The following is a 12,208-nucleotide window of genomic DNA, read 5'->3' as shown; positions in this document are numbered from 1 at the left end:
TGACGGACAACCGCGTGCCCTATCGGGTCCACCGGCGTTAACTGGTGGGATACTACAGACGTGGCCGTGAGTGACGATCGACCCGTCTGGGCTGTCAGGATGCGCTCCGAACGAGACGCGCGGGGGTGGTCCCAAGCGGATGCCGTCCGCGCGATGCGCGCGAAGTCATCCCACAACCTGCCGACAGACAGTACCCTCCTACGCAATTGGCGCCGTTGGGAATCGGGCGAGTCGCGCCCGGACGATTTCTACGCGCCGATCATCGCCGCGGCATTCGACACCGTCACCGCGGCGTTTTTCCCCAAGGCGCGCCCCAATCGGGACGACGAACTTCTGTCGTCAACGGGAATGGACACGCTGGAGTTCATCGGCCGGCTGCGGATGTCCGACATCTCTTCGGCCACATTGGATGCCATTCGCATCACCGCCGAGCGGCTGTGCTGCGAATATCCCTTCGCCGACCCGCACGAACTGCATACCGAGGGCACCGCGTGGCTGCGGCGCATCACCTCGCTGCTCGACGGGCGGCTGACCCTGGCGCAGCATCGCGAAGTGCTGGTCCTCGCCGGCTGGGTGGCGTTGCTGGTCGGATGCGTCGACTACGACCTGGGCCGGCGCACCGCCGCGGAGGCGACCCGCCGCGCGGCGCTGTCGCTGGGCCAGGAGGCCGAACATCCCGAAATCGTCGGCTGGGGTGCGGAAATGGCGGCGTGGTTCGCCATCACCCAGGGCAATTACCGCGGCGCGATCGAGGTGGCCGAGTCCGCCCTCGACAATTGCCGCGGTATGGGTGTCGGCGTGCAACTGGCCGCGCAGCAGGCCAAGGCGTGGGCGCGCATCGGCGATCGCGAGGCGATGGAACGCGCGCTCGAACGCGGCCGAGATATCTTGCGACAATTGGACAATCCGGCAAATTTGGACAACCATTTCGTCGTCGACGCGCAGAAATTCGATTTCTACGCCATGGATTGCTCCCGGGTCGCCGGTGACAATCGCCCGGCGGAAGCCTATGCCCGCCAGGTGATCCGCAGCGCCACGGGCCTCGACGGTTCGGTCCGTCAGCCGATGCGCGTCTCCGAGGCACAGCTGACCCTGGCCGTGGTGGCGGTTCGCGATCGCGATCTGGAGCTCGCGGTCGACGAGGCGATGCGCGCGTTCGAGGGCAAGCGCCGCTCGCTGCCGTCGCTGCTGTGGATCGCGGGCGAGGCGGCGCGGGAGATGATCGAACGCTATCCGTCCGATCCCCGCACCCGCACCTATCTCGAGCAGTTGCGGGTGCTGTCGATGAGCTGAGCGGATGGCGTTGCGCCGCTGAATTGCGCCGCTGAATTGCAGGGTGCCGCCGGGGTTGTACGCTGCGACGAATGGACTTCAGTCTGCGCAGCTGCTCGTGGCACGGGCACGCCACCTACGCCCCCGACGAAGCGGAACTGGCTGCGCGCCTGCATGTTTCGACGGCCGCCGGTGAGGCCTGGCGGTGTCTGCGCTGCGGGAATTTCGTGATCGGCGAGCCGCGCGGGCGCGGCCCGGCCGATGCGGCGCCCGAGGTGCCGCGTGGGCGGCTGCTGCGCGACCGGCTGATCATGCGGTTGCTGGCCGCCGAACGGGTGATCCGCGGGCTGGTGTTCGTGGTGCTGGCCGCCGGGGTGTTCAAGGTACGCAATTCGCAGGAGCAACTGCATGCCGCATTCGATCGGGAGCTGCCGCTGATCCGCCCGCTCGCCGACCAGATCGGCTGGAATCCCGACAATTCCAAGATCGTCGCGTTCATCGAGAAGGGCTGGACGCTGTCACCGACCGTGCTCACCTGGATCGCGGTGGGGTTGCTGGCGTATGCCGTCATCGAATTCGTGGAGGCCGTGGGCCTGTGGTACGTGCAGCGCTGGGGTGAGTATTTCGCGGTGATCGCCACCTCGCTGTTCCTGCCGCTCGAGATCTATGAGCTCACCGAGCGCATCACCGTCGTCCGCGCCGGTGCCCTGGTGATCAATGTCGCCGCGGTGCTCTGGTTGCTGTGGTCGAAGCGGTTGTTCGGCCTCAACGGCGGTGGCGCCGCCTACCACCGCGAGCACAGCGAGGAGAGCCTGCTGACCGTGGAACGCTCCGCGGTCGCCACCGAGGCGGGGTGACGGCACGCCGAGGCCCGGGTGCGCCGCCGCGGCGCGCGGGCAGGTATTACGCTCGTGCCGGTGACCGAGTCCGCTGACCGATTGCTGCCGGCCGAACCCGCACTGTTCGACGGCGTCTCCCCCACCCGGGGTGAGACCGTGATCGAGGGCGCGGACCGGCTGCGGTTGTTCTCCTTCGCCACCGCCGACAAACGCAACGACTATCTGTGGGTGCTGCGCGCATTCGACCACGCCCGCGCCGCCTATGTGGTGCTGCTGCACGCCTCCGATGTGGCCGACACCCTGGCTCGGATGCCGGATGCCCCGCATTCCACCGCCACCGAGATCGGTCCGCTGCTCGAGCAGTTGCACACCTGGGGTGTGCTGGAACGCAGTTACGACGGCACCCGCGCGGCGACGCTCGCCGAATATCGCAACCGGCACTACGTCTATCAGTTCTCGCAGGCCGGATTTCAGGCGTATCGGGCGGTGAACGAGGTACTGGGCGCGCGCCTGGACGAGGCCTCACTCTCGCGGCTGGTGCTTCCGGAACTGCTGGCCGATCTGCAGGCGCTGGCGCAGGCCAATCGCGACGGCGACGCCGAGCGGGTGTATCGGATCCTGAAGCGGCTCGACACCGCGCTGTCCGAATTGGCCGACCGCGCGGCGCATTTCTATCTGACCCTCGGCGATCTGGTCCGCACGACCGAGGCCACGCCGGAAGCCTTTCTGGCACACAAGGATGCGCTGCTGGCGCATATGCGCGAATTCAGTATGGATCTGGCTCGCTACGCGCCCCGGCTGGCGGCCGCGATCGCCGAGGTCGACGACACCGGCGCCGAGTCGCTGATCAGCCGGGCCGCGTCCTGTGACGAGCGGGTGTTGCTCGACGTCGCGGCGCGCGAGGCGGATTGGCGGGCCCGCTGGCAGGGGCTGCGCGGATGGTTCGTCGCGGTCCGCGATCGCGGTGCGCCCGACCCCGGCGCCGAATCCGCGCCGGCGACCGAGGCCGAACGGTTGCGGGAGGCGACCATGAGCGCGATCGCCGCGGTGCTGTCGCTGCTGCGCCGCGTGACCGAAACGCGCAAGGGCGGGGTGAGCCGGGAGTCGGCGCTGCGGCATCTGGCCGGCTGGTTCGCCGCCGCGCCCACCACCGACAGCGCGCACGCCCTGTTCGACGTCGTATTCGGATTGGGCAAACCGCGGCATCTGTCGATGGAGCATCCCGACGCCGACATCATTCCCGCTCACCGATCCTGGTGGGAGGCAGCGCCGCTGGAGATCGCGCGCACGCTCGCCGAAACCGGCCGCCAGCCCACTCCGGGCGCGCCCGCGCGGCTCGTGCGCAACGACGCCGGGGTGCGGCGGCTGCGCCAGGCACAACTGGAGACGCAGCGGGCCCGCGCGGCGGCCGCGATGTCGCTGGCCGCCGCCAACGTGCACGATCGGGTCCTGGACGAACGTGAAACCGAAGTTTTGCTGCGACTGCTCGACGCCGCCTCCACCGCCTGGGTTCCGGTGAGCGGCCGGGTGAGCACGACCGGCTCCGACAGCGGCGTCACGCTGACGGTCCGCGAACATCCCGGGTCCACGGTGGTGCGTACCGCCCAGGGTCTGCTGTATCTCGATCACCGCCGGCTCGAGGTGCGCGAGAATTCCCGCGCCCGTACCGCCTCCGGGCGGTCGTGATGCACGCGACAACCATCGACCCGCTGGCCTTGGACAGCTACCAGCGCGCCGCCCGGGTAATGCTGGCCAATCATCTGGTGACGCGGACCTTCCCGGATCGCATTGCGCTGCCGCTGATTCGGCGCTGGGCCACCGAACTGCGCGAGGATATGGCCGAACTGCTCGGCTACCGGCTCGAGGTCACCGAGACCACGGCGCGGCTGTTCCCGATCTCCGACCGGCTCGACACCGGCCGGCCCGCCCGCACCCCCGCCGATCGCGTCTTCGACCGGCGCCGCTACGCCTATCTGTCGCTCGCCCTGGCCGCGCTCGGTCGCGCCGGTGACCAGATCACGCTGTCGGAGTTGGCCGATCAGGTCGCCGCCTACGCCGTGCGGGTGGAGGGGCTGGAACTGTCGACCGAACGGGCCGCCGACCGGGACGCGTTCGTGGACGCGGTGGCGTGGCTGGCCGCCCGCGGCGCGTTGTCCCTCGCCGACGGCGACGCCGGCGGCTGGGCGGCCGACCCGGAAGCGGGTGAGGCCCTCTACGACATCGACCGCTCGGTGGTGTTCGCGATCTTCCGGCCACCGCGCGCGTTGCAGCATCTGCACAGTGTGCGTACGCTGCTCGCCGACGACACCGATTCCGCCGCAACGACTTCCGTGCCGTCGCGGGCCGCGGCCGCGCGCCGGGTACGGCGGGCGCTGATCGAACTGCCGGTCGTCTATACCGAAACCCTCGGTGCGGCCGAGCAATCCGCGCTGGGCAGCGAGAAGATCGTGGCGGAGGTGGAGTTGCTGACCGGGCTGCGCGCCGAACGCCGCGGTGAGGGCGTGGCCCTGATCGACACCTCGGGGCGGTTCTCCGATGTGCGCTTCCCCGGCACCGGAACGCTCGCGCAGGTGGCGCTGCTGCTGATCGGTGAGATCGCCGACCGGGTCCTCGACATCGATGATCCGCTGCCACGCCGACCGCGCCCGCCCGCCGCCACCGGCATCGCCGACGGCCTCGATGCCGCCATTCCGGCGGCCACGGTCTTCGCGCCCCTGGTCACGGCGCCGCAGGAACCCGTCGACGCCGAAGATCCGGCCGACGACGAAGAAGGCCCCGAGCCGATCACCCATCCGTTCGTCGACGACGAGTGGATTCGCGCGACGGTGCACGCGCTCACCGAGCGGTACGGTTCGACCTTCGCCGCCCAGTGGCAGGCCGATGTGGGCGGGCTCACCACCGAGGTGGTCGGTCTGCTGGCGCGGTTGTCCCTCGTGGAGACGGTCGACGGCGGTGTCCTGGCCCTGCCCGCGCTCGCTCGCTACCGTGGCGCGGTGGTCACCGTGCGCACGCGGGCCGAATCCGAATTGTTCGCCTCGGCGCGATCGCTGGGCGCGCACGCCACCGGGGAACCGGCGACCGCATCGGCCGGCGCGGCGGGATCCAGGACCTCAGGAAAGGGGACGGAGTAACCCATGGACCTCATTCACGGTGGTGTCCGCTTCATTCCCACCCGCGCCGGGATCGTCAACCTGTGGGACTACCGGGATCAGGAATTCTGCTTCGCGGACGGACGGCTGGTGCTGCGCGGGCCGAACGGCTCCGGCAAGACCAAGGCGCTGGAGGTGTTGTTCCCCTTCGTCTTCGACGGCCGCATCGAGCCGCGCCGGTTGAATCCGTTCGCCGGTGAAGAGCGCACGATGAAGTCGAATCTGCTGTATCGCAAACAGGATTCGGCCTATTCCTACGTCTGGATGGAATTCGCGCGCGGGCGCTGGTCGGAGCCCGAGGTGGTGACCGTCGGCATCGGGATGCGTGCCACCCGGTCCTCGGACAAGGTGACGCGGTGGTATTTCGTGGCCGACGGCCGGGTGGGCGTGGACTTCTCGCTGATCGGTCCCGACGATCGGCCCTTCACCCGCAAACAGCTGGCCGAGCAGATCGGCACCGACGCGATCGTGGACCGCCCGGTCGACTATCGCGCCGCGATCGACGCGCGCATGTTCGGTCTCGGTGTGCAGCGCTACGACCAGTTGATCAATCTGATTCTGACCCTGCGCCGCCCGCAGCTGGCCAAGAACCTCGATCCGCGCGGACTGTCGCAGGCGCTGACCGACGGTCTGCGTCCGCTCGACGATCAGCTGATCCTCGACGCCGCCCGCTCGTTCAGCGATATGGAGGAGGTCGGCCGCACGCTCGAGGGGTTGGTCGCCGCCGATTCCGCCACTCGCACCTTCGTCGACGTCTATCGTAAATACCTTGCGGTGCAGGCAAAGTCGGATGTGGACCAGGTGCGCTCAAGGTTGGACGCGGTGACCCACGGCAGCACGGCGCTGTTCGCGGCCGCGGCACTGCGGCAGCGACGCGAGACCGAGCGCACCGCGGCCGAGCATCGAGCCGAGGAGGCCGATCGCGCCTACGAGCAGGCCCTGACCGATCGGGAGACGCTGCAGCGTTCCAACGCCTACGAGGGCAAGCAGCAGCTCGACGATCTGGCCGATGCGGTGCGGCGGCTGGAGACCTCGGCGGCGGTCCACCGCGACAAGGCGACCAAGGCCCAGCAGGCGGCCGACCAGCGCGGCGACGAATACGAACGCGCCGCCGCCGCGGTCACCACCGCCGCCGCGGCTCTGGCCCGAGGTGAGGACGAACTGCGCGCGGCCGCCGAGGAAGCCGGAATCGCCTGGGCCGCGCTGCCGGAACAGGCCCGCACCGAACAGCTCACCACTACCGTGCGCAGTCACGCCGAGGAACGCGACGCCGATGTGCGCGCGGTGCGCCAGGCGCTGACGGTGGCCGATGCCGCCGCGGCCGACCGCACCCGCGCGGAACGCGCCGTCGAACGCGCGGGCCGCCACCGTGATACCGCCACCGCCGAACTGGCCGAGGCGGAGGCCGCGGTGGCGTTGGCGCGCGCGAATACCGCCGCGTCCCTGCGTAATTGGTGGGACATCCATCGCGACCTGCACTCCCCCGTGGCCGCCGGATTGTTCGAGGCGCTCGACGCCGCACTCGCAGAGTCCGGCGGTGACGATGCGCCGCCGCTGCCGCAGGTGCTGGCCGAGCACAGCGAATCGCTCACCGAAACGCTGCGGGACCGCCGCCGTCAGGCTCGCGCGGCCGCCGATCAGGCGCGCGACCGCGCCGCGGCGCTGCGTGCCGAACGCCAGCGGGTCGCGGCCGAACAGGACGACGCGCCCCCGGCACCGCAGAGCCGCACCGACTCCCGGGCCACCCGTGCCGGTGCGCCACTGTGGCGGCTGGTGCGCTTCGCCGACGACGTCGACGCCGAGCGCGCCGCTGGGATCGAGGCCGCCGTGCAGGCCGCGGGCTTGCTCGACGCCTGGGTCGCGGCGAACGACCAAGCGCCGCAGACTGATTCGGACGTCTTCCTGACGCCGCTCCCGCCCAGTGCACGGCCCGTCGGTCCCACGCTCGCGCAACTGCTGGTCGTCGAGGACGGTGTCGGCGACGATTCCGATTCGCCGATCGCCGCGGTCTCGCGCATCCATCTCGCCGACATCCTGGCCTCGATCGCGCTGAGCGACAACGACTCTCATGTGTCCGAGAACCTCGTCGCGGTCGGTGGCGACGGGAGTTTCCGGCAGGGTGTGCAACTCGGCCGCCACCACAAGCCGCAGGCGGAATTCATCGGCGCCACCGCGCGGGCCCGGCGCCGGGAACGGCGCCTGGCCGAGCTGACCGAGGAGATCACCGCCGCCGAACAGGCCGAACAGAGCGCCCGCGCGGACGCCGACGAGGCCTCCGGCGAATTGGCCCGGCTGGCGGCCGCCGCGAAGGAGTTGCCGCGCAGCAGTGCGGTGATCGCGGCGCTGCGGTCGGTCTCCGAGGCGGCGGGGGTGCTGCGCTCGCATACCGAGGCGGCCGCGCAGGCCGAACATGATCTGGACCAGGCCGTCTCGGCGTTCACCGCGGCCGACAAGAAGGTGCGCGCGGTCGCCGCCGCCCGCAACGCGCCTCGCGACCCCGCGGAACTGGACGCGCTCGCCGCGGCGGTCCGCCATTTCGAGAACACCGGCACCGCGCTGCTGCGGCTGCGCGGCGACCAGCAGCGTGAGGCCGAACGCGCCCGTGAGGCGAACGACCGGCTCGCCGAATCCCGGGATCTGGCCGAGGCTTTCGCCGAGGAGGCCGAGGCCGCCCGAGCCGGCTACGAGGAGCAGTCGCGCAAACTCGAGACGCTGCGCGAGGCGTTGGGCGCCGACGCCGCCGATATCGACCGCGAACTCGAGCAGGCCCGCGAGCGCATCGACGCCGCCCGCGCCGAACAGCGCGCCGCCCGCAAGGCCGCCGCCGAGGCGATCGAAGCGGTCGGATCGGCCGAGGGCGCCTATCGCGCCGCTCACGAGTCCCTCGGCACGGCGCTGACCGAATTGCTCAGCGACGTCCGCCAACTCGCCCCCTACGCGCGGGCCGATCTGCTCTCGCTGCTGGGCGCGCCCACCGAGAGCCGGTGGCCGAGTTCACCGGCGGCCTGGTCGACCGCCGATCAGCTGCTGTATCGCATCGAATCCGGCGGGCCGGAGGGTGAGACCGCTGTCCTGCCCGTCGAGGTGCACGAGTTGTTCGACAACCTCCGCGCCGCCACCGCTTCCGTGCGCGCCGGGGAGTCGGCCCGCAAGTCGACCCGCAGCGCGGTGACCGCGGCACTGCAGGAATTCGACGCCGCACTGGCCTCCGCGCGCCAGGACTACCGCCTGCAGTGGGATGCCGCCGACGGCCTGACCGTGGTGCAGGTGCACGACGACAACGGGATGGCGGCGCTGGCCGACTTCGCCGACCGCATCGCCGCGGCCCGCGCCGATCAGGAACTGTTGCTCACCGATGCCGAGCGCCGCATTCTCGAGGACGCGCTGCTGACCGGACTCGCGCAGCAGATCCACGAACGCACCTGCGATGCCCGCGATCTCATCGCCCGGATGGGCGCGGAGATGAAGCAGCGGCGCATGTCCTCGGGTAACACCATCGGCGTGCACTGGGTGCTGGCCGACAATCTGTCGGAGTCGGCGCGCGCGGTGTGCAAGCTGCTCGACCGGGCCGCTGCCGACCTGGGACCCGGCGAATTGGCCACGGTGCGTGCGCATTTCGCCGCCGAGATCCGTGCGGCGCGCGCGGCCCATCCGGAACGGTCCTATCCGGAGATCCTGGCGACCACCCTGGACTATCGCACCTGGCGGGTGTTCTCGTTCACCCTGGTGACCGCCGACGGCTCCGAGGATCGGCTCACCGTGGCGCGGCACAGCGCGCTCTCGGGTGGCGAACAGTCGGTGTCGCTGCATCTTCCGCTGTTCGCCGCCGCGCACGTGATGCTGGATTCGGCCGATCCGCAGGCGCCGCGACTGCTCGCGCTGGACGAGGCGTTCGCCGGCGTCGACGACAACGGTCGCAGCGAATTGCTCGGCCTTTCGGTCGATTTCGATCTGGACCTGTTCATGACCGGCTACGACCTGTGGATCACCTACGATCACGTGCCCGCGTGCGCGCACTACGATCTCGCCCATTCGGCGGCCGAGAACACCGTCAGCGCGACCCTGCTGGTCTGGGATTCCTCGGCGCTGCTTGCCGAGCACGACGGCTCCGATCTGACCACCGCCCTGGGCTCGCCCAACCGGCGCCGCACCCCGCACACCGTCGAGGGAGGCATCACCTTCGACGAGGCACTGGAACCGACCAGCTGAGCGTAACCGGTTGCGCGCCGGGCATATTCGCTCCCGGCGCGGCTCACCGATCGCCGAAGGTGACCGACAACGAATCCCGGTCGCCGGGTGCGACCACGACGGTCAGCGGCGGATCGGGAATCGGCCGGTCGGAGGCGGCGTAGCCGACCCAGCCGGTGCCGACGAAGACCGCGATGAGCAGTGCGGTGGGCAGTTCCGGCAGCAGCCATCCGCACGGAATCGAGGCCAGACCGGTCTCGGGGATCAGCTGGACCGTGGGTATCTCCGGCCCGGTCTCGCTGTGCACCGCATTGCCACGTATCGCACCGCTCCGCCGTACCGGAACCCGCCCTCGCACCCGAACCTCCATCGCTTCGAGCGTCCCGGCCCGTCTGCCGGGAAACCGCCAGACATTTACAGTGCCCCATCCGCGAGTGCGCCACACCGGTATTGGACAGGACAATCGGCGTGTCTCCGAAAGTTTGCTGAATACCGGTTGGTAGCTATCCGATTCGCGAGTTTCGCGCTATCGGTGCGGACGGACACTGGCGTCAGGCCACCGGGGCGGGCAGGCGGCGCCGGGGAAGGTCTGCAACTCGAAGTGCCACCACTCGTTGTCGAATGTCCGGCACAACCCCCACCGATTTCCGTTGTCCTGCAACCACTGCGCCCCCTGCTGCGGGCCGACGTCGATCGCCTTGCCGCTCACGTGCGTGGATTCGTCCGGCGGCAGCACCCACCGCCGCGCGGCGTCGGGGCCGCCGTAGGTGGCGATGCCCTGCTCCCACAGCTGTTCCTGCTCGTCGCGCGTGCGGTGACCGGACACGATCTCGAGCGGCACGCCCTGCTGATGAGCCTGGCGTTCGGCCATCGTGTAGGCGGCGGCCAGCAGCGGATCCAGTCCTTCGGTGCCGGCGGCGAATGCGGTGGGGGTGGGTTCGGCCAGCCCCGGCCCCGCGGCCCCGGCCAGAGCCACACCGACCACCACGGCTGTACCAGCAAGTCCTCGCAGCATGAAAACGATCGTAACCAGCGCCGATCCGCACACCGCGCAACCAGGTCCCGACCCACCGTCGCGACCGCGAGCCGCCGGGCACACCCACCGCCTGACATTCCGGGCGGCTGCGTCGTCGGAAGGACGTACAGGTTTTCAGCCATCCAGGAGTTCCGGAAATGACCAGAATCGGCATCATCCTCGGCAGTACCCGCCCCAACCGCAACGGTGCCCAGATCGCGCAGTGGGTTCTGGACTCGGCATCGCGTCGCGGCGACGCCGAGTTCGACCTGATCGATCTGCGCGATCACCCGCTGCCGCATCTGGACGAGCCGGTGCCGCCGATGTTCGGCCCCTCGGTGCATGCGCACACCCGGGCCTGGGCAGAACGGATCGCACCGTTCGACGGTTTCGTCCTGGTGACGCCCGAATACAACGGTGGAATGCCGGGGGTGCTGAAGAACGCCCTCGATCACGCGTTCGCCGAGTGGGTCGACAAGGCGGTCGGATTCGTCTCCTACGGCGCGAACGGCGGCGCCCGCGCGGTCGTGCAACTGCGGGCCGTCTGCGGGTCGCTGGGCATGGCCGATGTGGGTTATCAGGTCGCCATCTCGGTGCTCACCGATTTCGAGAACCACACCACCTTCACCCCGCGTGACCATCACGGCGCCGCGCTGGACAAGACACTGGGCCAAGTCATCGCCTGGAGCACCGCGCTGGCCTCGCTGCGGGCCGGCGCCGAAACCACTCTCGCCAATTCCTGAGGAGTCGAAACATGACCGTATCCAACGACTTTCAGTCCCGCGCCGACCGCATCGCGGCCGAGGAAGCCGAGATCCGCCGGCAGATCGACCGGGTGATCGACGGACTGCGCGCCAAGGATCTCGACGCGGTGCGGCAGGCGTACGCGACCGACGTCGTGTCCTTCGATGTCGAGCCGCCACTCCAGCACGTCGGCATCGCGGCGAAACTGGACAACTGGGCCAAGGTGTTCCTGTTCTTCGAGGACGTGAACTACGAGATTCGCGACCTGACGTTCACCGTGGGCGAGGACGTGGCATTCGGGCACGGGTTCGCGCGACTGCACGGCACGATGAAGAACGGGGTGGCCACCAGCGGTATGTGGGTCCGCGTCACCTACGGAATGCGAAAGATCGACGGCGTCTGGCTGATCGCGCACGACCAGGTGTCGGTGCCGTTCGACATCGCCCGCGGCACAGGCGTCGTCGATCTCGAACCCTGACCGGGCTTCCGCGGTGTCAGCCGGCTGAGACGGCTTCCTCGTAGGCGCGCAGTGTCGTGATGACCAGGGCCCGCTGCTCCGCGGTCAGCGGGCCCAGCGCGGCGCGCCACCCCCGATCCGCACCGCCGAGCCAGTCCGCCACGGCCGTTCGGTGCGCGTCGGCGATCGCGACGAGGGTGCGCCGCCGGTCGTTGTCGTCGGTGCGGCGCTCCAGGACACCTTGGCGGCTGAGGTCGCCGATCATCAGGCTCACGGTGGTCGGCGCCACCTCCAGTCGCCTCGCCAGTTCGTTGACCGGGAGCGGCCCGTCGAACAGCACATATGTCAACAACGACAGGTGGCGCGGTGCCAGATCGAATGATCGCAGGGCTTCGGGAACCGGCAGGCGTTTGGCCCGGCCGACCAGTCGCGGCATGAGTAGCACCATCGCCCGGACGCTGTCGTCCAGGGACAGGCCGTCGTTCTCCGTTGACATACCTTTCTCCCTCAAATACCTTTGCTTTCAAAGCTAAATCGCCGAGCA

General features: G+C 69.7%; 10 protein-coding genes. 7 read left to right on the top strand and 3 right to left on the bottom strand.

Annotated features, from left to right (window positions below; translation table 11 throughout):
- Nucleotides 1–153: 153 nt before the first annotated feature.
- The 5 genes from IRT45_RS08375 to IRT45_RS08355 all read left to right on the top strand — a co-directional run bounded on the left by IRT45_RS08375 (nt 154) and on the right by IRT45_RS08355 (nt 9,469).
- Nucleotides 154–1,293, top strand: coding sequence for an XRE family transcriptional regulator (locus IRT45_RS08375; RefSeq protein ID WP_194805281.1), 1,140 nt, complete (start codon nt 154–156; stop codon nt 1,291–1,293).
- Between the two features lie 71 nt (nt 1,294–1,364).
- Nucleotides 1,365–2,129, top strand: a complete 765-nt coding sequence (locus IRT45_RS08370; protein WP_194805280.1) for a DUF2127 domain-containing protein — start codon at nt 1,365–1,367, stop codon at nt 2,127–2,129.
- Nucleotides 2,130–2,288: 159 nt separating this feature from the next.
- Complete coding sequence (locus IRT45_RS08365; RefSeq protein WP_194805337.1) at nt 2,289–3,797, top strand: TIGR02677 family protein; 1,509 nt, start codon at nt 2,289–2,291, stop codon at nt 3,795–3,797.
- Nucleotides 3,797–5,242, top strand: a complete 1,446-nt coding sequence (locus tag IRT45_RS08360; RefSeq protein WP_194805279.1) for a DUF2398 family protein — start codon at nt 3,797–3,799, stop codon at nt 5,240–5,242. The genes IRT45_RS08365 and IRT45_RS08360 overlap by 1 nt, the downstream gene beginning before the upstream one ends.
- Before the next feature lie 3 nt (nt 5,243–5,245).
- Nucleotides 5,246–9,469, top strand: a complete 4,224-nt coding sequence (locus tag IRT45_RS08355; protein WP_194805278.1) for a TIGR02680 family protein — start codon at nt 5,246–5,248, stop codon at nt 9,467–9,469.
- 43 nt (nt 9,470–9,512) lie between these two features.
- Here IRT45_RS08355 and IRT45_RS08350 read toward each other — a convergent pair whose 3' ends face one another.
- Together IRT45_RS08350 and IRT45_RS08345 are read right to left on the bottom strand one after the other, a co-directional pair.
- Nucleotides 9,513–9,755: a hypothetical protein gene (locus IRT45_RS08350; protein ID WP_036501865.1), complete on the bottom strand. Its 243-nt coding sequence runs from the start codon at nt 9,753–9,755 to the stop codon at nt 9,513–9,515.
- Between the two features lie 219 nt (nt 9,756–9,974).
- A complete protein-coding gene (locus IRT45_RS08345; protein ID WP_194805277.1) occupies nt 9,975–10,463 on the bottom strand; it encodes a M15 family metallopeptidase in 489 nt (162 codons plus the stop codon).
- Nucleotides 10,464–10,621: 158 nt separating this feature from the next.
- Between IRT45_RS08345 and IRT45_RS08340 the strand changes: the two genes are divergently transcribed.
- A complete protein-coding gene (locus IRT45_RS08340; protein WP_194805276.1) occupies nt 10,622–11,206 on the top strand; it encodes an NADPH-dependent FMN reductase in 585 nt (194 codons plus the stop codon).
- Between the two features lie 11 nt (nt 11,207–11,217).
- Nucleotides 11,218–11,685 (top strand): nuclear transport factor 2 family protein, encoded by a 468-nt coding sequence (locus tag IRT45_RS08335; RefSeq protein ID WP_194805275.1) that lies wholly within the window; start codon nt 11,218–11,220, stop codon nt 11,683–11,685.
- 16 nt (nt 11,686–11,701) lie between these two features.
- On the opposite strand, the gene IRT45_RS08330 is transcribed toward IRT45_RS08335, so the two are convergent.
- Nucleotides 11,702–12,160 carry a MarR family winged helix-turn-helix transcriptional regulator gene (locus IRT45_RS08330; RefSeq protein ID WP_194805274.1) on the bottom strand — a complete coding sequence of 153 codons (459 nt, stop codon included), beginning with the start codon at nt 12,158–12,160 and terminating at the stop codon, nt 11,702–11,704.
- Nucleotides 12,161–12,208 lie beyond the last annotated feature (48 nt).

Source organism: Nocardia sp. BSTN01, assembly GCF_015354405.1.
In the GTDB taxonomy this organism is placed as follows: Bacteria; Actinomycetota; Actinomycetes; order Mycobacteriales; family Mycobacteriaceae; genus Nocardia.
This window is presented reverse-complemented; position numbering and strand designations above follow the sequence as displayed.